This is a genomic window from Acidovorax sp. GW821-FHT10A04 (assembly GCF_059415825.1).
Genome location: NZ_JBWKNZ010000004.1, coordinates 235,688 through 260,813, shown reverse-complemented (window position 1 = coordinate 260,813; position 25,126 = coordinate 235,688). Strand labels below are relative to the sequence as shown.

The 25,126-nt window shown below is 68.9% G+C and carries 22 protein-coding genes; 7 read left to right on the top strand and 15 right to left on the bottom strand.

All coding sequences use genetic code 11. The features are described 5' to 3' along the window. The 11 genes from biuH to atzF all read right to left on the bottom strand — a co-directional run bounded on the left by biuH (nucleotide 1) and on the right by atzF (nucleotide 10,393). Nucleotides 1–702, bottom strand: coding sequence for a biuret amidohydrolase (gene biuH / locus AC07PF_RS11345; RefSeq protein ID WP_494611902.1), 702 nt, complete (start codon nucleotides 700–702; stop codon nucleotides 1–3). Nucleotides 703–714: 12 nt separating this feature from the next. After that, nucleotides 715–1,641 (bottom strand): ABC transporter permease, encoded by a 927-nt coding sequence (locus AC07PF_RS11340; protein ID WP_494611901.1) that lies wholly within the window; start codon nucleotides 1,639–1,641, stop codon nucleotides 715–717. Continuing rightward, complete coding sequence (locus tag AC07PF_RS11335) at nucleotides 1,638–2,732, bottom strand: ABC transporter permease (RefSeq protein WP_494611900.1); 1,095 nt, start codon at nucleotides 2,730–2,732, stop codon at nucleotides 1,638–1,640. Before AC07PF_RS11335 ends, AC07PF_RS11340 begins: the two co-directional genes overlap by 4 nt. Nucleotides 2,733–2,745: 13 nt before the next feature. Further along, on the bottom strand, nucleotides 2,746–3,867 hold the full coding sequence (locus AC07PF_RS11330; protein ID WP_494611899.1) for a BMP family ABC transporter substrate-binding protein: 1,122 nt from the start codon (nucleotides 3,865–3,867) through the stop codon (nucleotides 2,746–2,748). 65 nt (nucleotides 3,868–3,932) lie between these two features. Further along, complete coding sequence (hpxZ, locus tag AC07PF_RS11325; RefSeq protein ID WP_494611898.1) at nucleotides 3,933–4,313, bottom strand: oxalurate catabolism protein HpxZ; 381 nt, start codon at nucleotides 4,311–4,313, stop codon at nucleotides 3,933–3,935. A gap of 11 nt (nucleotides 4,314–4,324) precedes the next feature. Then, nucleotides 4,325–5,743: an AtzE family amidohydrolase gene (locus tag AC07PF_RS11320; protein WP_494611897.1), complete on the bottom strand. Its 1,419-nt coding sequence runs from the start codon at nucleotides 5,741–5,743 to the stop codon at nucleotides 4,325–4,327. Further along, entirely contained in the window at nucleotides 5,740–5,946 is a 207-nt protein-coding gene (locus AC07PF_RS11315; protein WP_007850504.1) for a DUF4089 domain-containing protein, read from the bottom strand. Before AC07PF_RS11315 ends, AC07PF_RS11320 begins: the two co-directional genes overlap by 4 nt. Next, on the bottom strand, nucleotides 5,943–6,764 hold the full coding sequence (locus AC07PF_RS11310) for an ABC transporter ATP-binding protein (protein ID WP_494611896.1): 822 nt from the start codon (nucleotides 6,762–6,764) through the stop codon (nucleotides 5,943–5,945). The genes AC07PF_RS11315 and AC07PF_RS11310 overlap by 4 nt, the downstream gene beginning before the upstream one ends. Then, on the bottom strand, nucleotides 6,761–7,591 hold the full coding sequence (locus AC07PF_RS11305; RefSeq protein ID WP_007850497.1) for an ABC transporter permease: 831 nt from the start codon (nucleotides 7,589–7,591) through the stop codon (nucleotides 6,761–6,763). Before AC07PF_RS11305 ends, AC07PF_RS11310 begins: the two co-directional genes overlap by 4 nt. 14 nt (nucleotides 7,592–7,605) lie before the next feature. Further along, on the bottom strand, nucleotides 7,606–8,613 hold the full coding sequence (locus tag AC07PF_RS11300; protein ID WP_494611895.1) for an ABC transporter substrate-binding protein: 1,008 nt from the start codon (nucleotides 8,611–8,613) through the stop codon (nucleotides 7,606–7,608). 43 nt (nucleotides 8,614–8,656) lie between these two features. Next, the gene (gene atzF / locus AC07PF_RS11295) at nucleotides 8,657–10,393 is read right to left on the bottom strand and encodes an allophanate hydrolase (protein ID WP_494611894.1); all 1,737 of its coding nucleotides are present in this window, start codon (nucleotides 10,391–10,393) and stop codon (nucleotides 8,657–8,659) included. 332 nt (nucleotides 10,394–10,725) lie between these two features. On the opposite strand from atzF, the gene AC07PF_RS11290 reads away from it, so the two are divergent. The 5 genes from AC07PF_RS11290 (at nucleotide 10,726) to AC07PF_RS11270 (ending at nucleotide 14,122) form a co-directional block, all read left to right on the top strand. Next, the gene (locus AC07PF_RS11290) at nucleotides 10,726–11,772 is read left to right on the top strand and encodes a histone deacetylase family protein (RefSeq protein ID WP_494611893.1); all 1,047 of its coding nucleotides are present in this window, start codon (nucleotides 10,726–10,728) and stop codon (nucleotides 11,770–11,772) included. Next, nucleotides 11,769–12,869, top strand: coding sequence for an NAD(P)/FAD-dependent oxidoreductase (locus tag AC07PF_RS11285; RefSeq protein ID WP_494611892.1), 1,101 nt, complete (start codon nucleotides 11,769–11,771; stop codon nucleotides 12,867–12,869). Before AC07PF_RS11290 ends, AC07PF_RS11285 begins: the two co-directional genes overlap by 4 nt. Before the next feature lie 160 nt (nucleotides 12,870–13,029). Beyond that, on the top strand, nucleotides 13,030–13,335 hold the full coding sequence (locus tag AC07PF_RS11280; RefSeq protein WP_007850485.1) for a DUF883 family protein: 306 nt from the start codon (nucleotides 13,030–13,032) through the stop codon (nucleotides 13,333–13,335). 65 nt (nucleotides 13,336–13,400) lie between these two features. After that, nucleotides 13,401–13,796: a phage holin family protein gene (locus tag AC07PF_RS11275; protein WP_145696571.1), complete on the top strand. Its 396-nt coding sequence runs from the start codon at nucleotides 13,401–13,403 to the stop codon at nucleotides 13,794–13,796. Next, nucleotides 13,796–14,122, top strand: coding sequence for a hypothetical protein (locus tag AC07PF_RS11270; RefSeq protein ID WP_007850480.1), 327 nt, complete (start codon nucleotides 13,796–13,798; stop codon nucleotides 14,120–14,122). The genes AC07PF_RS11275 and AC07PF_RS11270 overlap by 1 nt, the downstream gene beginning before the upstream one ends. On the opposite strand, the gene AC07PF_RS11265 is transcribed toward AC07PF_RS11270, so the two are convergent. Beyond that, the gene (locus AC07PF_RS11265; protein ID WP_494611891.1) at nucleotides 14,085–19,745 is read right to left on the bottom strand and encodes an alpha/beta fold hydrolase; all 5,661 of its coding nucleotides are present in this window, start codon (nucleotides 19,743–19,745) and stop codon (nucleotides 14,085–14,087) included. The two genes, AC07PF_RS11270 and AC07PF_RS11265, sit on opposite strands and share 38 nt — an antisense overlap. A 97-nt stretch (nucleotides 19,746–19,842) precedes the next feature. On the opposite strand from AC07PF_RS11265, the gene AC07PF_RS11260 reads away from it, so the two are divergent. Beyond that, nucleotides 19,843–21,621 (top strand): ATP-binding response regulator, encoded by a 1,779-nt coding sequence (locus tag AC07PF_RS11260; RefSeq protein WP_494611890.1) that lies wholly within the window; start codon nucleotides 19,843–19,845, stop codon nucleotides 21,619–21,621. Between the two features lie 84 nt (nucleotides 21,622–21,705). Here AC07PF_RS11260 and AC07PF_RS11255 read toward each other — a convergent pair whose 3' ends face one another. Together AC07PF_RS11255 and AC07PF_RS11250 are read right to left on the bottom strand one after the other, a co-directional pair. Continuing rightward, entirely contained in the window at nucleotides 21,706–22,356 is a 651-nt protein-coding gene (locus AC07PF_RS11255) for a response regulator (protein WP_007850470.1), read from the bottom strand. A 190-nt stretch (nucleotides 22,357–22,546) separates the two neighbouring features. After that, nucleotides 22,547–23,602 carry a quinone-dependent dihydroorotate dehydrogenase gene (locus AC07PF_RS11250; protein ID WP_494611889.1) on the bottom strand — a complete coding sequence of 352 codons (1,056 nt, stop codon included), beginning with the start codon at nucleotides 23,600–23,602 and terminating at the stop codon, nucleotides 22,547–22,549. 47 nt (nucleotides 23,603–23,649) lie between these two features. Between AC07PF_RS11250 and rpiA the strand changes: the two genes are divergently transcribed. After that, nucleotides 23,650–24,339, top strand: coding sequence for a ribose-5-phosphate isomerase RpiA (gene rpiA, locus AC07PF_RS11245; RefSeq protein ID WP_494611888.1), 690 nt, complete (start codon nucleotides 23,650–23,652; stop codon nucleotides 24,337–24,339). A gap of 111 nt (nucleotides 24,340–24,450) precedes the next feature. On the opposite strand, the gene AC07PF_RS11240 is transcribed toward rpiA, so the two are convergent. Continuing rightward, nucleotides 24,451–25,110 (bottom strand): DUF4124 domain-containing protein, encoded by a 660-nt coding sequence (locus AC07PF_RS11240; protein ID WP_494611887.1) that lies wholly within the window; start codon nucleotides 25,108–25,110, stop codon nucleotides 24,451–24,453. Between the last annotated feature and the right edge of the window lie 16 nt (nucleotides 25,111–25,126).

The window sequence follows — 25,126 nt, the reverse complement described above, 5'->3', positions numbered from 1 at the left end:
TCAGCCTAGGGCGGCCAGCAGTGCGGCGGACGGGGCATGCGCCCCGAACACGCCGCCCTGCATGGTCACCATGTTCAATGCGGCCTGGTGGTTGGCTGGGTCGGTTGCGGCCGTGCAGTCCGAGAGCAGCAGGCATTCATAGCCCCGGTCGTTGGCCTCGCGCATGGTGGTGTGCACGCAGACATCGGTGGTGATGCCGGCAAGGATCAGGTTCTGCACGCCCGCCAGCTGCAGCACCATGTCCAGGTCGGTGGCGTAGAACGAGCCCTTGCCGGGCTTGTCGATCACCACCTCGCCGGGCAGCGGCGCGAGTTCGGGGATCAGCTCCCAACCCGGCTCGCCGCGCACCAGGATGCGCCCGCAGGGGCCTGCGTCGCCGATGCCCACGCCGTCCTTGCCGATCTGGCGCGAGCGCCAGCGCTTGTTGGCCGGCAGGTCGGCCAGGTCGGGCCGGTGCCCCTCGCGGGTGTGGATGATGCGAAAGCCCTGCGCGCGCATCGCTGGCAGCAGGCGCTGCAGCGGCGCGATGGGCGCGCGCGTGAGGCCGATGTCGTAGCCCATCACGTCCACATAGCCGCCGATGCCGCAGAAGTCGGTCTGCATGTCGATCACGAGCAGTGCGGTGTTGTCCGGGCGCAGGTCACCGTTGTAGGGCCAGGCATAGGGGTTGGCCTGGACATGGCGGGTGGTCGGGGTGGTCACGTGAAAGGTCCTTCAAGACTGTTTGGTGGAAGACAGCTCGCCCGGGCTACCGGTGGCCACGCTGCCGGGTTTGCAGGTCACGACCAGGATCAGCAGGGTCAGCACATAGGGCACGGTGTTGAACAGGTGGTAGCCCCAGCCCACGCCGACCGACTGCAGGGCCGGGCCGATCGCGCCCGCGCCGCCGAAGAGCAGGGCGGCGACCAGGCAGCGCAAGGGGCTCCAGCGCGCAAAGATCACCAGCGCCACGGCGATCAGGCCCTGGCCGCTGGAGATGCCTTCGTTCCAGCTGCCGGGGTAGAAGAGGGTGAGCGAGGCGCCGCCCAGCCCGGCGATGAAGCCGCCCGCCGCCGTGGCCGCGATGCGGATGCCCGGCACCGAATAGCCCAGGGCCCGCGTGGCGTTGGCCGAGTCGCCCGCCAGCCGCACCAGCAGGCCCCAGCGCGTGCGTGCAAAGGCCCACCACAGCAGCACCGCCAGCACCACGCCCAGCGGCAGCAGGGCATTGACCTGCAGGGCCGACTGCACCACGGGTGAGTCGCTCCAGCCGCCCAGCGCCAGCGCAGGGATCTGCGGGGCCTGCGGCTGGATCAGCGGCTTGCCCAGGTAGAAGGCCAGGCCCGTGCCCAGCAGCATCAGCGCGATGCCCGTGGCCACGTCGTTCACGCGCGGCAGCGAGCACAGCACGCCGTGCAGCGTGGCCAGCAGGGCGCCTGCCGTGGCACCGGCCAGCACGCCCAGCCAGGGCGAGCCCGTGAGGTAGGCGCCGCCGAAGGCCGCCATGGCCGAGAGCACCAGCACGCCCTCCAGCCCCAGGTTGATGCGGCCCGACTTTTCGGTGAGGCATTCGCCCAGGCTCACGAACAGGAAGGGCACGCCCACGCGCAGGGCTCCGCCCACGATGGCGGCGACAAGGGCAATCCATTGGTCTGTGCTCATATCGCCTCCACATGCGCGGTGGGTGCCGGGGCGCCGATGTCCTCGGGCCGCTTGCGGCGCTGGGCCCACCAGGCCCGCCAATCCACGTCGCGCAGCGCCTCGCTGGCCAGGATCAGCACGAAGGCGATGCCTTGCAGCACCATCACCGAGGCGTCGGGCAGGCCCAGGCGCCGCTGCAGCAGGCTGCCTGCAGCGCCGAAGCCGCCGAACACGATGGCCACGGGGATGATGGCGATGGGGTTGTGCCGCGCGATGAAGGCCACGAGGATGCCTGCATAGCCATAGCCCGCGATCAGCGCCCCGTTGGCATTGGTGTGCACGGCCGCCACTTCCACTGCGCCGGCCAGGCCGGCCGCCGCCCCGCCCAGGGCGCAGGCCAGCAGCACCAGGCGCGTGGCCGGAAGGCCCACGAGCTGCGCCGCACGCGGGTTGCCGCCCACCACGCGCACCGAGAAGCCCGAGGCCGTGAAGTGCAGCCACAGGCCCAGCGCCACGCAGGCCAGCACGCCGAGCACCAGGCCCCAGTGCACGTCCGAGCCGGCGATGCCGCCGATGAGCAGCCCGGGGCTGAGGCTGGGCGTGGCCGGCTTGTTCAGGCTGGCCGGGTCGCGCAACGCACCCTCCACGAAATGCTTGAACAGGCCGATCGCCACGTACGACAGCAGCAGGCTGCTGATGGTCTCGTTGATGCCGCGGTATTGGCGCAGCCAGCCCGCGAGCATGATCCACAGCGCGCCGGCCACCGCCCCCGCCGCGCAGGCCAACACAGTGCCTGCCGCGTTGGTGGGCAGGGTTACGGCCATGGGCAGGGCCGCGGCGGCCATGCCGCCGAGCACCAGCGCGCCTTCGCCGCCGATCACCGTGAGGCCAGCGCGCGCGGGCAGCGCCACGCACAGGGCCGTGAGCATCAGCGGCGCGGCGCGCTGCAGGGTGTTCTGCCACGAGAACCAGTCGCCGAAGGCGCCCTTGAACAGCGTCGCCCAGACGTCGAGCGGGTTCACGCCGGCAAAGCCGACGAAGCCACCGAACAGCAGCAACGCCAGGGCAATGGCGGCAACGGGCAGGAGAATGTCCTTGGCGGCCGGGTGCATGGCAGTCCCTTGCTTAGAAGGAGCCCTGGACGCCTTCGACCAGGTAGTCCATCTTTTCCAGCTCCAGGTCGGTCTGCTTGAACGACTTGCCGCTGGCGATGACCTCCTTGCCCTTGTTGGTCTTGAGCGGGCCCTTGAAGATGTCGAAGCCGCCCGCGACCATCTTGACCTTGGTCTCGTCGGCCTGCTTCTTCGCCGCATCGCTCACGGCCGGGCCGTAGGCGGACATCTTCACGAAGCCTTCCTTCAGGCCCCCGCGCAGGAAGTTGGGGTGCGGCTTGCCCGTGCGCGCCGCCTCGATGATGGTGGTGTAGGCCGTGAGCCAGTTCCACTCGGCGCCCGTCAGGTAGGCCTGGGGCGCCAGCTTGGCCTGGCTGGCGTGGTAGCCGCAGACCATCTTGCCGCGCTTGGCGGCGGTCTCGACGATGACCTTGGGCCCGTCCACGTGCATGGTGAACACGTCGCAGCCCTGGTCGGCCAGGCTGTTGGTGGCCTCGGCCTCCTTGACGGCCATGGACCATTCGCCCGTGAAGATCACGCTGCAGGTGATGCCCGGCTTGACCGAGCGCGCGCCCAGCGTGAAGGCGTTGATGTTGCGCAGCACCTGCGGAATGGGCTTGGCCGCGATGAAGGCGATCTTGCCGCTCTTGCTCATGTGGCCGGCAATGACGCCATTGAGGAACTGGCACTCGTCGATGTAGCCGAAGAAGCTGCCAGCGTTCTTGGGGTGCTTGCCCTCGGTCCACATGCCGCCGCAGTGCGAAAAGCGCACGTCGGGGTACTTGGCGGCCAAGGCCAGCAGGTGTGGGTCGAAGTAGCCGAACGAGGTCGGGAACAGCAGCTTGGCACCGTCCTGCGCGATCATGCCGGTCATGGTCTTCTGCACGGCGGCGGTCTCGGGCACGTTCTCCTCTTCGACCACCTTCACGCCAGGCATCTTCTTGAGCTCGGCCGCCGCCTGGGCATGGGCCTGGTTGTAGCCGTAGTCGTCGCGCGGGCCCACGTAGATCACGCCCACGGTGAGCGGAGCCTGCGCGTTGGCCTGCTGGGCCCATCCGCCCAGGCTGCCGACAGCGCCCAGCGCCGCGAGGGATTGGAGGGCGCCGCGGCGGTTCGGGGGGGCAAGGCGGGACATGGGTTTCTCGGGTTTCATGGCGGTCCTTTCGGCGGGGTGGGTTGCAGGGGGAAAGAGGAGCGGGGTCAGTCCAGCAGGCTCACGTGGGCGGCCACCACGCGCCAGCCGGCTGGCGTGCGCAGCCAGGTCTGGCTCTGGCGGCCGGTGCGGGCGCTGCCCTCGCGCTGGAACTCGGCGTTGGCGGTGGCGAAGTCGCGGCCATAGGTGGTGATCACGGTGTTGAGCAGGCGCCGCTGCAGGCCCTGGGACGGGCGTGCGGCGCGAAACGCCTGGATCTGCGCGTAGCCGTACAGGTTCTCGGTGGCGCCGTAGCGCAGGGTGTGGGGGCTGTCCCAGAACAGCTCGTCGAGCACGTCGACCTGGTTGTTCACCAGCGCGTTTTCGTAGCGGGCGAACACGGCCTGCACTTCGGCAAGCACCTCGGGCTGGTTGATGGTGTAGGGCATGGTGCGGGCTTTCAGAGGGATGCGACCGGTGCCTGGCAGATGCCTGTAGCCTCCAGCACGGCGGCGGCGCGCAGCGCCAGGTCTTCGCGCCAGGGCGCGGCGATGAGCTGCACGCCGAGGGGCAAGGTGGGGTGGGCGCCCCACACGGGCACGGAGCACACGGGCAGGCCGATGCACGAGATCGGCTGGGTCAGCAGGCCCATGTTGGGGCGCAGCGGCAGGCCGCGCCCGTTGAGGTCGAAGCGCTCGGTGCCGATGGGCGTGGCCGCGCAGGGCGTGGCAGGGGCCAGCAGCAGGTCGTAGCGCGAGAGCACCTGGGCGGCGGCATGGGCGTAGCGGCTGCGCACGCGCTGGGCCCGTGCCACCCAGGCGGCCGGGATCAGTGCACCGGCCAGGAAGCGGTCGCGCGACAGCGGTTCGAAGTCGGCCGCCCGCGTGCGCAGGTTATCCAGGTGCAGGGCCCCGGCCTCGGCATTGGTGATGAGGAAGGCCGCGGCACGGCCGGCCTCCACCAGCGGCAGTTCCACCGGCTCGGCCTCGGCGCCCAGCGCCTGCGCCACCCGCGCCACGGCGTTGCGCGCCTCGGGCAGGGCGTTGTCCGAAAAGTAGCCGCCGAGCACACCGATGCGCAGACCCGCCGTGCCTTGCCCCAGCGTTTGGAAAACCGGCTCCACGGGCCGCTGCGCGCAGCCGGCATCGGTGTGCGCACCAGGCGCCTCGGGCCCCTGCAGGGCGTCGTAGGCCAGCGCCAGGTCGCGCACGCTGCGCGCCATGGGGCCCAGGTGGTCCAGGCTGGAGATGAAGGGAAAGCTGCCCGTGCGCGGCAGGCGCCCGAAGCTGGGCTTGAGGCCGAACACCCCGCACAGCGAGGCTGGCACGCGGATGGAGCCATTGGTGTCCGAGCCCAGGGTGATCGGCACCTGGCCCGCGGCCACGGCGGCGCCCGAACCGCCCGAGGAGCCGCCTGCGATGCGTGCCAGGTCGTGCGGGTTGTGGCAGGCGCCCTCGTGGCTGTTCTCGGTGGTGAAGCCGTAGGCGTACTCGTCCATGTTGAGCGCACCGACCAGGATGGCGCCCGCGGCCTCCAGCCGCTGCACCAGCAGGCCATCGGCCGTGGCGGGTGCGGAGCTGCGCTCGATCTTCGAGCCCGCCAGGGTGGCGATGCCTTCCACATCGAACAGGTTCTTCACCGCAAAGGGCACGCCCAGCAGGGGCAGGGCGGCCTGCGTGCCATCGGCCAGGCCGGCGTCGATGCGCGCGGCGCGTGCCAGGGCGCGGGTGCCCAGCACCTCGGTGAAGGCGTTCACGCGGGCGTCGGTCTGCGCGATGCGCGCCAGGCAGGCCGCCACCAGCGCCGTGGCTGTCACGTCGCGCGCTGCCACGGCCTGGGCCATGCCGGCGGCGTCCTGCTGCCACCAGGGGGCCGTCATGCGCTGCCCTCCAGCGGTGCCACGGGCACGAAGGCCATGGCGGGTTCGTCCGTGGCGTCCAGAGGCACGGCGTTGACCGTATCGGCAAAGCCGCTGGCCAGCGCCAAGTAGCCGAGCACGGCCGTGCGGTGTTCGGGCGCGATGGGCAGGCCGATGGCTGCCGAGGCCGCGTCCAGGTAGCGTTCGAGCTCGGCGGCGTTCATCGGCGCACCTCGCGCTGGAAGATCTCCAGGCTGAGCTTCTTCATCGCCACGAAGCTCGGCTCGCTCAGCGTGGCCAGGGTGCGCGGGCGCGCGTCCTCGTAGCGCAGGATCTCGGCCACCTTGGTCGGGCGCTTGGTCAAGAGCAGCACCTCGTCGGCCAAGTAGACGGCTTCTTCGAGGTCGTGCGAGACCAGCAGCATGGTGGTGCCGGTCTGCATGAACACCTCCTGCAGCTTCTCGCGGATGAACAGCGTCATCTCGAAGTCCAGCGCCGAGAAGGGCTCGTCGAGGAACAGCACCTCGGGGTTGGGCGCCAGCGCCCGCATGATGGACGCCGTCTGCTGCTGTCCGCCCGAGAGCTCGTAGGGGTAGCGGTTGAGGTCGAACTTCACGTCGAACGAGGCCACCAGCTCGGCCATGCGGCGGTCCACCTCGGCCTTGCTCTTGCCTTCGAGTTGGAGCGGGTAGGCGATGTTGTCGATGGTGCGCATCCACGGGAACATCGCCTCGCGGTAGTTCTGGAAGACGTAGCCGATCTTGGTGTCCTTGAGGCTCTTGCCGTCGAACAGGATCTCGCCGCGGTCGATGGGCACGAGGCCTGCGATCATGTTGATCAGGGTGCTCTTGCCGCAGCCGTTGGGGCCGAAGACCGAGACGATCTTGTGCTTGGGGATGTCGAGGTCGAAGTCCTCGTACAGCGGCCAGCCCGCGAAGTACTTGGTCAGCCCGCGGATGGTGATGTGCGTGCCGGCCGGGCCGGGCGTGAAGGCGCGGCGGGGCACGTCGGCGTACACGGCGCCGTTGACGACGGTGTTCATCGGCCGCTCCAGTGCACGATCTTGCGCTCGGCGACGAGGAACAAAATGTTCAGGGCATAGCCCAGCGCGCCGGCAGCCAGGATGGCGGCGTACATGCTCTTGACGTTGAGCACCTGCTGCGCGTCGATGATGCGGTGGCCCAGGCCGTTGTCCGAGCCGATGAACATCTCGGCCACGATCACGATGACCAGCGCCATCGACACGGCCGAGCGCAGGCCGACGAAGGTGGGCTGCAGGCTCTCCCAGACCAGCACGTCCTTGAAGATCTGCCAGCGCGAGGCGCCCATGACGCGCGCCGCCATCACGCGCTGCTTGCGGGCGTTGATGACACCGTAGGCGCTGTTGAAGATCACGATCAAAAAGGCGCCGAACGCGGCGATGGCCACCTTGTTCACGTCCGACACGCCGAAGATCAACAGGAACAGCGGGATCAGCGCCGAGGAGGGCGTGGAGCGGAAGAAGTCGATCAAAAACTCCACGCTGCGGTAGGCGCGCTCGTTGCTGCCCAGCAGCACCCCCAGGGGCACGCCGACCACGGCCGCGATCAGAAAGGCCTGCACCGTGCGCCAGACGGTCACGGCAAAGTCCAGCAGCAGCGGCCCGCCGGCCAGGCCGGTGACCAGGGTGAGCACGGTGGTTCCTGGCGGGGGCAGCAATATGGGCTTGATGAAGCCCAGGCGCACCACCAGGTCCCAGACGATGAACAGGGCCAGCGGCCCGGCAAAGGGCAGGAACTTGTCCCAGGCGGGTTTCCTGGGCGCGGCGGAAGCCGCCTTGCCCGCGGGTGGCGACCAGGCGCCGGCGGTGGTGGACGTGTTGTCGGCCATGGCGCGTCCTGCCCTCAGGCCTTGTAGATCAGGCTGTCGACCACGACCTTCTTCTCGAAGATGCCTTTTTCGGTGAACAGGTCGTAGAACTTCTGGAAGTGCGCCAGGTCGCTGGGCTTGAACTCGTTGTAGAGCATGTACGAGGCCAGGGGCACCTCGGCCGTGAGCGGGCCCTCGATGGCGGTGTAGCCCTTCATGAACTGGCGTGCCTCCTCGGGCTTGCTGCGCACCAGCTCGATGCCACGGGCATAGGCGGCGATGAACTTCTTGGCGGCGTCGGGGTTCTTCTTGATGAATTCGCTGGTCAGGCTGGCTGCGCCACCGTGCCAGGGGGCCATGGCGTCGCCCAGGATGTACCTGGCCACCACGCCCGACTCGATCACCCGCGTGGTGCCGTTCATGCGCCCGATGGTGCCCGTGGGTTCGAGCGTGTAACAGGCATCGACCTGGCCGGCCACGATGGCGGCGATGTGCTGGCCGATGGGCAGCTCGGTCACCGTGACGCCGCTGGCGCCGGCGCGCTCCAGCATGGTCTTGCACAGGGTCATGTTCTGGATGCCGGGGCCCGACGCGACCTTCTTGCCCTTGAGGTCGGCCATGGTCTTGATGGCGCTGTCCTTGCCGGTGATGAACTGGTCGAGCACGAACTTGGCGTTGCTCGGGTTGGTGGCGAAGATCTTGAACAGGCCGGGCTGGGCGATCTCGCCGATGGCCAGGTTGGCCGAACCCGTGCCGTTGGAGCTGCCGTCGGACCGGCCCGAGAGCATGGCCTCCATCACCTGCTGGGCGCCCGCGAACTTGAGCGGCTCCACGTCCAGCCCGGCCTCCTTGAAGTAGCCCTTTTCCACCGCCGCGAAGAAAGGCAGGCCAGCCGCCACGGGCCAGAAGCCGATGCGGATCTTGGGGCCCGCCTGGGCGTGCACCAGTGCGGGCGCGGCCAGCGCACCGAGGGTGGCGGCCGAGGCCTGCAGGATGCGGCGGCGCGAGCTGCCGTTGGAAAGGGGAGAACTGTGGGATGTCATGGAAGGCTCCTGCAGCAGGGTTGGAAGGGAATGGACAAGGGGTTCAGGTGCTGGCCTTGAGCGACGCGATGTACGCCCGCCAGCCGCCAAAGTGGCTGATATCGCGCGCACCGGCCAGGGCCAGCGGTTCGCATATGAAGCCCTGCACGCTGCTGCCGTCGGCCAGGGACAGGGTGCCTATGCCCAGTGGCTGCGGGATCAGCGCGACGAAGCTGCCGTAGTGCGCGGCCGGCATGCGCCAGACCTCGACGGCGATGCGCGTGCCCTGGCCGGGCGCCACGCGCAGCAGGCCGGGCTTGGGCGGCACGGTGCCGGGCAGGGCGTAGAGCTGGTAATCGGGTGCGGTCTCGGTGGCGCGCTCCAGCGTGGCGCCGCGCTCGGTGAGCTGGCCGTTGAGCGGCATGCCACTCAGGTGCGCGCCCACCACGGCGACCCGCACCGTGGCAGGCGCCTGCAGCCCGGCAATGGGCTGGGGCGCGGGCAGGGGCGTGCTGCCGGCGGCCTGGGGCAGGCCAGTGGCATGGTGGTAGCGCTGGCCCAGCTCGGCCAGTTGCAGGTCGCTGCCGCAGGGGCCGATGAGGGTGATGCCGAAGGGCAGGCCATCGGCGCGCAGGCTGCTGGGTACCGAGATGGCGGCGTAGTCCAGCAGGTTGACGAAGTTGGTGTAGGCCCCGAGGTTGCGGTTGAGCACCACCGGGTCGGCCTGCATCGCGGCAATGGTGTAGTGCGTGGGCGCCGTGGGCACCAGCAGCACATCGATGGCCTCGGCCCCTTGCCACATGGGTGCCACCTGCTGGCCCAGCGCGCGCAGGCGGGTCTGGGCATCGCACAGGTCGGCCGCGCTGTAGCCGCGCCCGCTGGCCAGGATGCTGCGCACCGGCTCCACCACCTCGTCGGCATGCGCATCGAAGAAGCTGCGCACGGCGGCGTAGCGCTCGGCCACCAGGGCGCTTTCGTAGAGCAGGGCGGCGGCCTGGGCCAGCGGCGCGTAGTGGATGGAGACCGGCGTGCCGCCCAGGGCCTTCAGCCGGGACACGGCTTCGGCGAAGGCCGCCTCGGCCGCAGCGTCGCCAAAGAACTCCAGCACGTCGGGCACGCCGAAGCGAAAGCCCACGGGCAGCGGCTGGCGGGCCAGCGTGAGCTGGCGGCCATAGGGGTCCTGTGCGTCGTAGCCCTGGGCCACCTGCAGCACGCGGGCCGCCAGGTCCACCGTGCGCGCGAAGATCGAGACGCAGTCGGCACTCTGCGCCGCGGGCACCACGCCGCGTGCGCTGACCAGGCCCTTGGTCGGCTTGATGCCGACGATGTTGTTCAGCCCGGCCGGCACGCGGCCCGAGCCCGCCGTGTCGGTGCCCAGCGCGAAATCCACCTGCTCCGTGGCTACCACATAGGCCGAGCCCGAGCTGGAGCCGCCCGACACGCAGGCCGGGTCCAGCGCATTGGGCACGGCGCCGTGCGGCGAGCGCGTGCCGTTGAGCCCGCAGGCGAACTGGTCCAGGTTGGTCTTGCCCACCAGCGTGGCGCCCGCATCGAGCAGGCGCTGCACCACGGCCGCGTGGGCCGTGGCGGTGTAGGCAAAGGCAGGGCAGGCGGCCGAGGTGGGGTGGCACGCCACGTCGATGTTGTCCTTGACCGCAAAAGTGAGGCCGCTGAGCGGCCCGCCCGGCGTGCCGGCGATGGGCGGCTCGCAGCGCAGGATCCAGGCCTGCGGCGCCAGCACCGGCAGGCCTGCCGCTGCGGGGGAAAGTTCGGCGACCAGGGGGCTTGTTGTTTGCACCATTTTGAAGAATTCAATCTTGGATACAAGATGAGATGCAAGCGCTGTGCCAGGATGGCGGGTAGCGCCAAGTGCGCGGTGGTTTGCACATCCGGGCAGGGGGAAGAGGGCGACTGTCTTCCTGTGTGCGGGGTTGCTGGCCGTGGTCATGGGCGCACTGGCCGGGCTGGCGGGGTGTGGCGCCAGCGAAGGGCCATCGAGACGGGTCCTGCTGCCGTCTGGTGCACGGATTGGGTTCCAGGTGGTGCGGGACGCGCTAAAGTGGTGAGCCCTGCCGGCGTCCATGGAGCACGTGAAGGACGCTGGCGCGAAACCCTTTCCCTGCCCGTGTCCGCATGATCTCCTTCCACAACCCCCTGCACCACCGGCATGCGCCGGTCCACGAGTTCTACCGCGGCGAGCGCGTGCCGTGCTTCGAGAAGCCGGTCCGCGCCCAGTACGTGGAGGATGCGCTGCGCGAACGCGGCCACGGCCTGCTGGTGCCCGACGTGGACAGCAGCCCTGTGCTGGCCCAGATCCATGCACCGCGCTACCTGGCCTTTTTGCAGACGGCCTGGCAGCAATGGCTGGCGCTGGACGCGGCCAACGCCGCCGTCCAGCCCTTTCCCTCGGTATGGCCGGTGCGCAGCCTGCGCAGCGACGTGGAGCCGGACAACTTCGTCGCCAAACTGGGCCTGTACTCCATGGACAACGGCACACCCATGGCCGAAGGCACCTGGGAGGCCGCCAAGGCCGGGGCCGATGCGGCGGCCAGTGCCGCGGCCCGCGTGACGCAGGGCGCGCGCGCCGCGTTCTGCTGCACGCGCCCGCCGGGCCACCATGCCGGCCCCGATTTCATGGGGGGCTACTGCTTCATCAACAACGCGGCGGTGGCCGCGCAATGGCTGCGCAACCACGGGTCCGCTCGCGTGGCCCTGCTCGACGTGGACTACCACCACGGCAACGGCACGCAAAGCATCTTCTACGACCGTGCCGACGTGCTTTTCATTAGCATGCATGGCGATCCGCGCACCGAATACCCGTTCTACCTGGGCCATGCCGACGAAACCGGCGAAGGCGCCGGGGCAGGCTTCAACCTCAACCTGCCGCTGCCCGCGGGCACCAGCGCCGACGAATGGTTCGCCGCACTGGAGCAGGCCTGCGTGCGGATTGCGCAGTACCAGGCAGATACGCTGGTGGTCTCGCTCGGGCTCGATGCCTTCGAGGACGACCCGATCTCCAAGTTTGCCCTCAAGACGACAGACTTCACGCGCCTGGGCGAACGCCTGGCCGCGCTGGGCCTGCCCACGGTGTTCGTGCTCGAAGGCGGCTATGCGGCGGCCGAACTGGGCCACAACGCCGTGAACGTGCTCGATGGCTTTGACCACGCAGCGGCGCGATGAGCGAAGCCGTCGACTGCGTGGTGGTGGGCGCCGGCGTGGTCGGCCTGGCCGTGGCCCGGGCCCTGGCGCTGCAGGGGCGCGAGGCGATGGTGCTGGAGGCGGCCGACGCCATCGGCACCGGCACCAGTTCGCGCAACAGCGAGGTCATCCACGCCGGTCTGTACTACGCCACGGGGTCCCTCAAGGCCCGGCTGTGCGTGCAGGGGCGCGAGATGCTGTATGCCTACTGCGCAGAGCGCGGCGTGCCGCACCAGCGCTGTGGCAAGCTCATCGTGGCTACGTCCCCCGACCAGATCCCTGCGCTGCAGGGCATCGCGGCACGTGCCCTGGCCAATGGCGTCACCGACCTGCAGTGGCTGGACGCCGCGGCCGCGCAGGCGCTGGAGCCCGCGCTGCAGTGCGTGGCGGCCCTGCATTCGCCCAGCACCGGCATTGTCGACAGCCATGCGCTGATGCTGGCGCTGCAAGGCGACCTGGAGCATGCGGGCGGCCTGGTGGCGCTCAACTCGCCGCTGGCCCAGGCACGCTGCACGGCCCAAGGCATCCACCTGCAGGCCGCCGATGGCACCGAACTGCTGGCGCGCACGGTGGTCAATGCGGCGGGCCTTGCCGCGCCCGACCTGGCGCGCCGCTTCGGGGGCCTGGACGCCCGCCACGTGCCCACGCCTTACTACGCCAAGGGCAGCTATTTCACGCTGGCCGGGCGCGCGCCGTTCAGCCGCCTCATCTACCCCGCACCCGAGGCCGCGGGCCTGGGCGTGCACCTGACCCTGGACCTGGGTGGCCAGGCCCGCTTCGGCCCCGACGTGCAATGGGTGGACGACCCTGCCGACCTGCAGGTGGACCCGGCCCGCGGCGATGCCTTCTACCCCGAGGTGCGCAAGTACTGGCCGGGACTGCGCGATGGGGCGCTGGACCCGGGCTATGCCGGCATGCGCCCCAAGATCAGTGCACCGGGCGAGGCGGCGGCCGACTTCGTGGTCCAGGGGCCTGCGGAGCATGGCGTGCCAGGGCTGGTGAACCTGTTCGGCATCGAGTCGCCGGGGCTCACGAGCGCACTGGCGATCGGTGCGCACGTCGCTGCAATGGCTGCCTGATCCGTGTCAACTCCCTGCCAGTGGTAAGCCATTGCGTCCAAGTCCTACATGGTTTTTGGCGATGTGTCCGCTAAGATGACAACGAACGCTGCATGAGTGGGAGCCACAGGCAACCCATGGGGTGTGTTCTTTTCAATTTCTAATCAGAAAGGTTTGCTGTATGAGCGTTTCCGAATCCCTCTCCACGACCCAGGCCGATCTGGAAAAACTCGTGTCCGACCTGCGCGGCCTGCTGGCCAGCAAGGACCTCGATTCCGTGCCCGACATCAAGATCCTGCGCCAGAAGCTGGACGATGGCCTGCATTCGGCCCGCGAGGCCGCCGTGCGTGCTGCCCAGGACGCCGCCCGCCAGGCCAAGGATGCTGCCCTGGCCGCCGACCGCTATGCCCATGACGAACCCTGGCGTGTGGCCGGTGCTGCGCTGGCCGTGGGCGCCCTGGTCGGCTTTCTGCTGGCCCGCCGCTGAAGCGGCTGTGCATTGAACCGCTGGCCCCGCCGCTTGCTTTTATCCCGTAGAACCCAAGGACACTGATGAACTGGCTTGCTCTTCTGGGCCTGGATGCGCTGGTGGCGCGCTGGCGCGCAAATGTCATAGAAGGGGCCATTGCCGCCGAAGACCGGATGGACCTGGCCCGCCTGGAATGGCAGGACCAGAAGCAGCGCCTGCAGCAATTGCTGGTGCTCACCATCCTGCTCGGCGGGCTCACGGTGGTGGCACTCATCATGCTGTCCATGGCGGTGCTGGTGCATTTCTGGGATACCGAACACCGGGTGCTCGTGGGCTGGCTGGTGGCGGGGGCCTGGTTGCTGGGCTGGGGCGGCACGCTGCTGGGTCTGGTTTCCGTGGCCAAGCGGGCCAGCAACGGCTTTGCCCTGACCCGCAAGGAACTCGCCCAGGACTGGCGCGATATCAAGGAGCGCCTGTGATGGCTGCCGACAACCAAGCCCTTGTTCCCGAACCCACGGCCGAGCAGCAGCGCGTGCTCGACCGCATTGCCATGCAGCGCGAGCGCATTCGCGCGCGGCGCGTGGCCCGAGCCCAGTCGATGGCGCTGGCCCAGTCTGCACAGCAGGCCTCCTCGGACGAGCCGTTTGCGCTGCGGGCTGCGGCCTTTGCCAAGCAGCACCCGGTCGCGGTCGCCGCCCTGGCGGGTGTGGCCCTGGTCGCAGGGCCGCGCCGCCTGGTCCGCTGGGTGGGGCTGGCCATGCCGCTCATCACCCGGCTTCGGCCCTTCCTGGCGCGCGGGGGCTGACGGCCGCGGGCTGCACGGCCTGCACATGCGGCGCGCCGGTGGTCCGGCTGCCCACTGCCAGCGGGGCCCGCAGTTCCTTGGCCAGGGTGTTGCCAGGTTCGTAGACGTCCATGGCGACCATTGCCTTGCCGCCGTCTGCGGGATCCTGGCTGACCGTGATCTTGGAGAACTGCCGCAGGGCGTCCGACGCGAAGCGTGCGGTGGACACCATGGCCACATCCGCATCGCTGCCCGGCGCGCGCACCGGCTGGTCGAAGGTGAAATCCGACTGCTGGGCGTTGGCGAAGGGCAGGCTGGCGTTCCACGCCGAACACACCAGATTGAGCGCCGTCACGGATTTGCCCTGGCTGCTGAGCTCGATCTCGACCAGGGCGCTCAGGTGGTAGTCGCCGGCCACGAAGATGAGTCCCTCGATCTCGTTCCTGACAATGAACTGGACCAGCCTGCGCCAGCTGGCCGGGTAGCCCAGCCAGTTGTCGGCCGCGACGCAGGTCGCCGGCTCGGCGACGAAGCGGTTTTCCGGCAGGGCGAACACGCTGCCGCTGCACAGCAGCTTGGGGCCCTTGGGGTGCGCCTGCAGCCAGCCTTCGATGGCGCACATCTGTTCTTCGCCCATGATGGTCACGTCCCTCCAGTTGCGCAGGGTGCGTGAGCTGCGCTCGGTGCGCGTATCGGCGGCGAAGGCGGGAATACCACCCACCTCGAATGCGTGCCACAGGCCGTGCTCCACCTTCCATCCCTGCGGGCCCGTGGACTGCCTGGACAGCCTGGGTCGCTCCGGGCGGTGAAAGCGCGACTGGTAGGCCGTGGCCGCCAGGAAGCCGTGGAAGAAGCGCTGCCCGCGCAAGGAGTCTGCGGCGGCATGGTCCGCACCATCGAGGTTGTCGTCGAACTCATGGTCGTCCACCACCAGCCAGACCGGAAGGCGTGAAAACAGCTGCCGCGTGGCGGTGCTGCCCCAGCTCTCGCGGTAGCGCTGGGCACTGCGTTCATCGCGTTCCGTGGTTTCTGCGATGTTGGCCGTGGCATCGGCGTAGATCTGGTCGCCCAGCAGCAGCAAGGCCTGCACCGGCGCGGTGGCATGGGTGACATGCTGCTCCATGTCGCCGGCCAGCGCGTCGATCGCGCGGCGCTCGAAGGCCATGCCGGGCCAGCGGCAGGAACTGGCGAGGAAGCTGGTGCTGGTACGCGCCTGGCCCTCCGTGGTCCAGTGCTGCCACCAGGGCAGTGCCGCCAGATCGAGAACGACGGGCAGCGATGCGTTCGGAGCAGGGATCGGCGCCGCTGCACCGGGCTGGCGGTCGGGCTCCACTGCCCGGGCCGTGCCGGACTCCTGGGGGAGGCAGCGCAGCGTCAGGCTGATCGGCGGCAGGCCTGCGAACCGCAGGCTGTCGCTTTCCTCGAGCACACAGGTCCAGTAGTAGCCCTGGCCGGTGGCCGGCGCGGCCGGCGCGGTGCTTTCCTCCAGCACGCCGGGAAACGCCGTCACGCGGGCGGCATGGCACACTTCGCCACCGATCCGGACCTCGGGCGGCATCGGCGTGCTGGTGGTGTCGAAGTACTGCTCCACCCAGATCACCAACCGGCGCTGGCGCGTGGCTCCCTGCCCGTGCCATTCTGCCTGCAGCATGGGGCCGGTCAACGGACGGATGGGCGCGATGAAGTCGCGGTCGGCCAGGTCGGTGTCGCTGGACTGGCCGTCCGGGCACGGCAGGTCGGGATCGATGTGGCAGCCATCGGAGATGTCCTCGAATGCGGCCGGATTCCCGAAAAAGCGGGTGAGGTGGGGATAGATGTCCCGGTGGGCATTCTTTCCGAACAGGAAGTCCATGTGCCCGTAGCCTTCACGGATGAAGGTGCGCACCACGCGCCCGGGACGGTGCGCGAAGACCCGGCGCAGCCGGTTCCAGGTACGCGCCGCTCCGCGCGGATCGAACACCTGGTTGTCCAGGCCGTGCACGAACAGCGTGGGAAAGTGCCAGTTCCGAAGGAAGTTGTCCTCCAGGAGGTAGGTGTTCTCGCCCTCGCGGTTGGTGAGCCGCTCGCGCAGCACGATGAAGTACAGCTGGCGGAACACCTCGACGCCGGCCACGCCCACGAGTTCGCCGAGCCGCTCGTGCGTGCGCGGATCCAGGTTGCCATGCACCCATTCGCGTCCGTAGAAGGCGGTCATCCGGTTGCAGATGGCGCAGCCTGCGCCCGGCGATTCGCGGTGCGCTTCGTGCAGGCTGCGTTCCTCGTCCGACCAGGCCAGGGTCGCGGCGAAGCGGTCCAGCAGTTCGTCGGCAGGGCCGGGGTTGGCCGGGGGCAGGGGGTCGATGCGCTCGTCTCCCGTCAGCAGGTTGCGGTAGAGCGCGGCCAGCGCCCCCGAGAACCGATTGGACACGGACGGCACCACCCAGGGGTGCACGGCATGGATGATGGCCGCGCGCACCTTGGTGGTGTCAAAGCGCGCCTGCAGCGCCGCCATCGCGAAGGCGCCCGCGCCCACGCAGTGCGCAAAGACGTCGATGGCCTGGTTGCCGGCCTGCGCATGGACGCGGTCGATGGCGGCCGGGATGTCGTTGTGCGCAATGTCGTCCATGGTGTGCGCATCGCGCGCGTAGCCCAGGCGGTTGGACATGCGGTTGTCCAGCAGCCAGACGGTGTAGCCCTCGCGCAGGAAGTGGCCGGCCATGTTGGTGTCCACGGTGTCCGTTGCATACACGCCGCTGCCGTGGGCCAGCCCATGGATGAACAGGACATGGCGCGCGCTGCGGGGTGGGCGGTAGACCGTCAGCTGGAGATCGATCTGTTCCTGCGCGCCATGGCGGCGTGCCGCCTTCAGCACCTCGGTCTCTGGCCAGACTTCGATTCCCTGCGCGGTTTTCATGGGCGGATGCGCTGGCAGGGCCGGGCGCTGGTACTTGCCGTAGTCCAGGCCGCGCAGCGACCAGAAGTGCGTCTGCATCACCGCGCGCAGCCACACGGAGGCGAACGATGCCAGCGCGACGATGGAGGCCGGCGTGCTCGATGCCTCGCGGATCTGCAGCCGCAGCCGGCTCACGAGATCCGCGAGATCGACCCGCAGCGCAATCTTCCAGGGCGCGCTGTCCTTGTGCCGCAGTTCGAGGTCGAGCATCGTGAGCGCTTCCCACAGCGTGCGTGTGCCATGCCGGTAGGCCAGCAGCTTGCGGCCCGTGACGGCGATCTCCAGGGCTTCACCTGCGGTGCTGGCATGCGGGGTCAGGGTGAAGCGGTAGTCGAGCGTGCGATAGTGGGTATGCAGCCAGCCCGCGCGGATGAAGGCCATGATCTTCTTGCGCCAGTCGGCGGTGAAGTACTGGCGGATTCCGCCGGGCCTGCGCTTCAGGTAAGTGCCGAACGCCAGCAGCCAACGCCAGACCCTGCACGCGAAGCCGGCCTGGTCGAGTGCGAGCAGGGACACCTGGCCCGGGCCGCGCAGCAAAGGCTCGCCCTTCAAGGCCTCGGAGTGGATCGACGGCCAGCCGGGAAGGGGGTTGGCGTAGATCGCCATCGAGGCATCCCAGCGGGTCGACGGGTTGACCAGCCATTGCTGCAGGTCCACCGCGACCTCGACGGCTGCGATGAACGCGCGCGGCTGCATCGCGGCCCCGGGCGGCAGCGCGGGGTCGTGCCGGGACAGGAGCTGCCGGGCCCAGTCGGGAAAGTGGCCCTGTTCGGTACCGCCCAGCAGGTGCTCGTGGATGCGAAACACCGCCACCCCATCGGAGCCGGCCCCTGTGGTCTGCGCCACACGTGGCTGCGGCCTGGGAATGGGCTTCGCTGCCACGGGCGCTGCGCTGCCCAGGTCCGGCAGGGCCAGTTCGCTGGCGATGTCCCTGGCCGCGAGCATGGACAGGGCGGAAATCGTGACGAAGGGATTGACGCCCAGGGCGCGTGGAACGATGGCTCCGTCCAGCACGTGCAGGCCCGCATGCACCTCGCGCCCCGGGCCTTGGAAGACCGCGCCGCGCCAGTCGACCACCCCCTGCGCACCGTCGTCGCCCATGGGGCAGCCGCCCAGCGGGTGCACGGTGACCGATTTTTCGCGCTGGCCGCCCGCGATGATGTCGGAAAAGCCATCGGGTGCCGGGTGCCACAGGGGATTGGGCAGGTAGTCGCCGCCATCGAAGCCGCCGGCCGCATGTGCCTGGTGGAGTGCGCGGTGCACGGCCTGGTAGTACGCGGCACGCCCTGCGGTCGCGGTCTTGCCGTGGCTCGGCCAGCGCACGTCAAGTTCCAGGGCCTCTGGGTCCACGGCACTGGTGCCGGAGGGCGGGCGCAGCGAGATCCTGCCGTTCGACGCGTCCTGGCCCATGGCCAGCAGCAACTGCGTGTGCCGCGCCGCACCGGGGGGCAGGGCCAGGGGATCGTCGGTGCCGGGAAACCGTGCATCGGCGTCGCCCACATAGCGGTGCAGGGTGGCCAGCGTATGGCCCAGGGTGTTCGTGGCCTGGGCGAGCGCGGAGGGGATGGCGCCGTCCTGGACCAGGATCTCCTGCGGCACACCATCCACCTCCAGGGGCACGCGCAGCGTGGCGCAGATCGTCGGGCCGACATCACGGCTCGGTGCGGTGCTGCCGGCTTCGGGGGCCGAAACGGCGTTGACGCTCTGGCGCTGGCGCCAGCCCATCGCCACCACGTCGCCGTTGGTGGAAAAGGCGGAGCCGAGCGTTCCGGAGTGCGGCAGCCCGGTGGACCGCAGCAGCAGCTCGGTACTGCCCAGGCTGCCTGCGCTGACGATGACGGTGTGCGCGTCGATGGTGAACTCGGCGGGCGCCGTGTTGCGGCCGCCCGTGGCACACCGGAAATGCACGCGCCAGCGCAGGCCGCGCCCGTTGGCGCTGTGTGCGGATGCCGCGAGGGGCTCTACCCGCAGGGCATGGCCGCCGACGAAAAAGCGCGCGCCACGGCTGTGCGCCGCCGGGATGAGGTTCGTGGCCAGCGATCCTTTGGCGCCGATGTTGCAGCCGGTGAAACAGTTGCCGCAGCGCACGCAGGCCTCCATCTCCACCCCTTGGGCGTTGGTCCTCTTCGTGCTCGAGATGGTGAGGTCAACTGGCTGGGCACCGCCCGCCTGCAGCGCGCCGGCCAGGCGCGACAGCGCCTGGAACTTGGGCAGCTCCGCCGCGCGTTCCAGGGGGGCCGCCTCCAGCGCCGAGACGACTTCGTCCAGGGCCTGCACCAAGGCCCCGTGGCGTGCGCCGCCGGGCCGGTACACACCGGGCCACCGTGCGTGGCCAAAGGCGCTGGCCGCCGGCTTGAAGGCCACGCCGGCGTTGACCAGGGAGCCGCCGCCCAGGCCGCTGCCGGTGAGCACCGCCACGTCGTCGAAGTTCTGCACCTGGAGCAGCGCCTGCGCGTTGCCCAGGGATTTTCCACTGGCACCGCGCTGCATCCGCAGGTGGCCGGGCAGGTGGCCGATATCCTCGGGGAAGTCGCCGAGCGCGTATTCCTTGCCGCGTTCGACGACCCAGGTTTCCACGCCTGGGCCGGCCAGTTCGCGCGCTGCGAAACTCCCCCCATAGCCGGAGCCCACAATGAGTACATCGCAGCTGGGAGCGGGGTGGGCCTGCAGCATCGCTTCGATTGGTTCTGACCAGCGAGAATGGGTCGCCATGGGGCCTTTCCGTAGGGCTTGTTTTTGAGTAACAATTGTTTACATGCATTTTCTACCGCCCTTTCCCGTCGATGCCAATCACCCATTGGATGTAGCGATGGCGCGCGAGTCCCTGCGCTTGCGTGCGCAGCAGTCGGTCAGCGCGCGCACCATGGTGGTCGTGGCGGCCATCGTGGCGGCGATCTGCTTTGGCTTTTCCACGCCGGCCTGGCGCGTGCTGGCGTGGATGCTTCCCGTGGTGCTCATGGCCCAGATCAATGCGGTGCTCAGTGCCCGCGCACTGGCCATGCTCGAGACGGCGGACGCTGCTGCGCTGGCCGAGCAGCAGACCGATCACTGGTGGATCACTGTGGCCAACCAGGCCCTGATGGGGACGACCGTCTGGTGGATCGGCTACGGCACCAGCGGAGGCATCGCGACGTTTGCCACCGTGCTGCAGCTCATCTACCTGGGTGGGGCGCTGGTGAATGCGTCAACGCACCCGGCGACCTTCATCGCCGGGGCGTGGATCAACCTGGCCTTCGCCGCCGTGTTCTGGCTCACCCAGGGCGGCACGAACGGCCTGCCGCTGGCCCTGGCCCTGTTTGGCGTGGGGCTGGTGGTCGCGGTCTCGTCGCGGCAGACGGCGCAGGCCTTCCGCGATTCGCTGCAAATCCGCTTCGAGAACGCGGACCTGCTGCGCCGGCTGGGGGAAGAGAAGCAGGTGGCCGAAGAGGCGAACGCCGCCAAGTCGCGGTTCCTGGCCGCTGCCAGCCATGACCTGCGCCAGCCCCTGCATGCCCTGCTGGTCTTCTCTTCCCTGCTGCACCGCCATGAAACGCCCCAGACTGCGCAGCTGATCGCCCACATCCGTGATGCGGCAGGCTCGCTGGACAAGCTGTTCTCGGGGCTGCTCGATCTCTCCAAGCTCGAAACCGGCAGCATCGTGCCGCAGATGCAGGCCCTGAACATCGCCGCCATGGTGAAGGACCTGGCACGCGAGTTCGAGCCGAGGTGCGCTGCCAAAGGGGTGTCCATCGTGGCCGAGGGCGACGATGAGGCGTGGGTGCTGAGTGACGCCTTTCTGCTGGAGCGCATCTTGCGCAACCTGGTGGACAACGCGGTGAAGTACACCAACGACGGTGGCGTCATGGTCTCCGTGCTCGCGAAGGAAAGCGTGGTGGAGCTGCAGGTCCGCGATACCGGCATCGGCATTGCGCTCGACTCGCAGGCCCGCGTGTTCGAGGAGTACTTCCAGGTCGGCAATCCCTCGCGCGACCCGGGGCAGGGCAGTGGCCTGGGCCTGGCCATCGTGCGCCGGCTGGCGACCCTGCTCGGGCTGGAAATGGGCATGCAGTCGAATCCCGGCCAGGGAACGACCTTCATGCTCACCTTGCCCCAGGCGCCCATCTTCGAGAGCACGGGCGCGGGCGCCCTCTCGGCACCGGCCCAGCCGGTGTTGGGCATGGCAGTGGATGTCTGGCTCGTCGAGGACCATGCCCTGGTGCGGATGGCGACCACGCAGGCGCTCGAGTCCTGGGGCTGCAAGGTCACGCAGTGGGACGGCATGCCGCCCGATTCCGCGATCGACGCGGCGGCGGCACCTCCGCATGCACTGGTCGCCGACTACCGGCTTTCTGGCGAGGCCACGGGCCTGGATGTGGCGCAGCGCCTGCGCACCCGCTGGCCCGCGCTGCCGGTGGCGATCATCACGGGCGACCCCGGCATCGACGTCCACGAGGTCGCACGCCTGGGCAACATCGCGATGTGGCAAAAGCCGGTGCTGCCTTCGCTGCTGATCAACTGGCTGGCAGAGATCGGCGAGCCGGTGGCCGACCGCCGTGCTCCGGCCCTGGGGCCTCTGGCCGACAGGCCCGGGACCGTCAGTCCGTCATGAAGCGGGCCCGGCACGGGCCATGCCCTGCGTGACAAGCGGGAGCATTTCAGTTATCCGTGGCGCTGCGCGCCACCCCCCATCGCGTCACGCGATGCGCACACCTTGCCGTGCGCAGACGTAGACCGCTTCGGTGCGGCTCTGGACGTTCAGCTGGCGGAAGATGACGCTCAGGTGCGACTTCACGGTCTGGTCGCTGATGTTGAGCTCGCGCGCAATCACCTTGTTGGGCAAGCCGCGCAGGATCGCCGCCAGCACATCGCCCTGGCGCTGGGTCAGTTCGGGAAACGCCTGGGTGAGGTCGCTGGGCAGGTGTTTGTCCGTGGGCGCCGCCGTCCTCCCGGGCCCGGAGAGCAGGGTGGCAGGCAGGTAGATGCCGCCCGAGGCAATGGTGTTGAGGGCCTGCAGCAGTATTTCCGGCTCGGAGTCCTTGGCAATGAAGCCGACCGCACCGTTGTCGATCGCCGTGCGCACCAGGGCCGCGCTTTTCTCGCCCGACAGCACGATCTGGCGTGCCTGGGGCACCAGTTCACGGATGGCCACCATGGCATCGGCGCCGGAAAGGCCTTCCATGTGCCAGTCCAGCAGTACGACATCTGCGGGCTGCGCCCGCAGTTTTTCGAGCCCCTCCTCGCAACTGCCCGCGATCTGGGTGTCTATTCCGAAACCGAGCTCGGCGAGCAGCAGGCGCAGTCCCTCTCGAAACAGGGAGTGATCGTCAATGACAAGAACATTCATGGATGGAAATGCGGGGCATCACCGTGATGCCACAAAGGCCACATGCACGGTCAAAATGGATTGGATTGCCATCGGATGACACATTTGGTATCGCGCCGACTATGCCATGGTCTTGGCGTCCGTGCTGTGGGATACCCCAGTTTTTTACCACTTGGTGGAATTGCTGGCGTGCAGAGCCTGCCCCGGTGCCTCAGCGCAGGGCCTTGATGGCCTGCGCCGCCCGGGTCACGAGCGCCGGGCCTTCGTAGATCAGCCCGGTGTAGATCTGCACCACGTCCGCGCCCGCGCGAATCTTGCTCACTGCATCGTCGGCGCTCATTACGCCCCCCACGCCGATGATGGGGAATTGGCCGCCCAGCGCGGCGCGCAGCTGGCGGATCACGTTGTTGCTGGCTTCGAGCACCGGTGCGCCGCTCAGGCCACCGGTTTCCTCCGCGTGGCGCAGGCCCTTGACCGCATCGCGGCCGATGGTGGTGTTGGTGGCGATCACGCCGTCCATGCCGTGGCGCTGCAAAGTGGCGGCGATCACGGACACCTGCTCTTCGCTGAGGTCGGGCGCGATCTTCACGAAGATGGGCGTGCGCTTGCCGGCCTGTTTCGCCAGCACCTCGCGGCGCTCGGCAATGGCGCCCAGCAGGCCGTCCAGCGCCTCGTCGCTTTGCAGCGCACGCAGGTTCTGGGTGTTGGGCGAGCTGATGTTCACCGTCACGTAGTCGGCATGGGGGTACACGCCGTCCAGACAGGCCAGGTAGTCGCTGGTGGCATTTTCGATGGGCGTGCTGGCATTCTTGCCGATGTTCAGGCCCAGCAGCATGCGCGGGCCGCGGCCTTTCTGCTCGCGAAAGCGCGACTGCTGCACATTGCGCAAGAAGGCGTCCAGCCCTTCGTTGTTGAAGCCCAGGCGGTTGATCAGGGCGCGCTTCTCGGGCAGGCGGAACATGCGCGGCTTGGGGTTGCCGGCCTGAGCCTTGGGCGTCACGGTGCCCACTTCCACGAAACCGAAGCCCATGGCGCCCAGGGCGTCGATCACGCGGGCGTTCTTGTCCAGCCCGGCGGCCATGCCCACGCGGTTGGGAAAGGTGAGGCCCGCCAGCTCGATGGGGTCGTCCACCCGGGTGTTGCACCAGGCCCATTGCAGCGGCGTGCGTTGCCCGCGCGCCAGCATGTCCATGGTGAGTTCATGCGCGGCTTCGGCATCCATGCCGAAGAGGAAAGGGCGGGTGAGGGCGTAGGGGATCAGAGACATGGGGGGATGACAGGGGATAATTGCGCAACAACCTCCGATTTTCCCTCATGACGACCTCCATCCCCCTGACCCAAGACGAACTCAAGGCCCTCGTAGGCCAGGCTGCCCTGCAATACGTGGTGCCTGGCGAGATAGTGGGGGTGGGCACGGGCTCCACCGTCAACAAGTTCATCGACGCGCTGGCCAGCATGAAGGACAGCATCAAGGGCGCCGTGTCGAGCTCGGTGGCCAGCACCGAACGCCTGAAGGCCCTGGGCATTCCCGTGTTCGACGCGAACGAGGTCGAAGCCCTGTCGGTCTACATCGACGGCGCCGACGAAATCGACGGCCAGGGCCACATGGTCAAGGGCGGCGGCGCAGCGCTCACGCGCGAGAAGATCGTGGCCGCACTGGCCGGCCGCTTCGTCTGCATCGCCGACGAATCCAAGCTGGTGCCGGCGCTGGGCAAGTTCCCCCTGCCCGTGGAGGTGATTCCGATGGCTGCCCAGAACATTGCACGCCGCTTTACGGCCCTGGGCGGCAAGGCGTCCATCCGGCAGAAGGATGGACAGCCCCTGGTCACCGACAACGGCCAGCACATCCTTGACGTCACCGGCCTGTCCATCACCGACCCGCTGGCCTTCGAGTCTGACGTCAACCAGTGGCCTGGTGTGGTCACGGTGGGGGTGTTTGCGCACCAGAAGGCCTCGGTCTGCCTGCTGGGCACCGCCCAGGGTGTGAAGACGCTGAGCTACTGATTGCTTGCGCACGCCCCCTCGTCGGGGCTTGGCCGGCAAAAAAGACAATGGGCCGCTGGTCGCGGCCCATTGTCTTTTGGGGTGGGGCTGGGCGGGTGCCCGCTCGAAGGCTCAGAACCGGATGCCTGCCGGGTTGGTGGGCGCCGGGCCTTCGGTGGAAGAGGGTGCCGGGCGCGCGCGTGGCGAAGCCGTTGTGGCCGCCGCATCCGAGGCGGGGGCCCCGGCAGCAGCGGCTGCTGTGGCTGCGAGTGGCGTGGCGGGAGGGCGCCGGTAGCTGGCCGTCAATTGCGATGCCTTGGGGTAACCGGCCGCATCCAGGTACTGCGTCCACTCCGTGTCCTGGAAGCCGATCATGCGCTGGCCGCCGATGGTGCCATAGGGCAGCGAGGTGTCTCCACTGAGCTTGCGCAGTGCCTCAATGTCCTCGTTGGTGGTCACGCTGCGCTCGGTGAAGGGCACGCCCCGGTTCACCAGCAGGCTGCGTGCGCTGAGGCAGGGCGCGCAGTCACTGCCGGTGTACAGCGTGACGGGAAAGCGCTGGGCGATCCGCGACAGTTCCAGCGGCAGGCCGGTCGTGCTGCCCACGGCACCCGTTGCGGGGTTGGTGGTGGTGGCCGTGGCCTTGCTCGCATTTTCCGGTGCTCGGTCCGAGAAGGTGACCTTGCCGTCGGGCCCGACGATGCGGTACACAGTTTGCGCCTGGGCTCCCGCGCAGGCAAGAAGGACCAGCACCGGGGCCAGCATGGGCAGGGACAGCAGGTTCTTGCGCATCGTCTTTCTCCTCGGA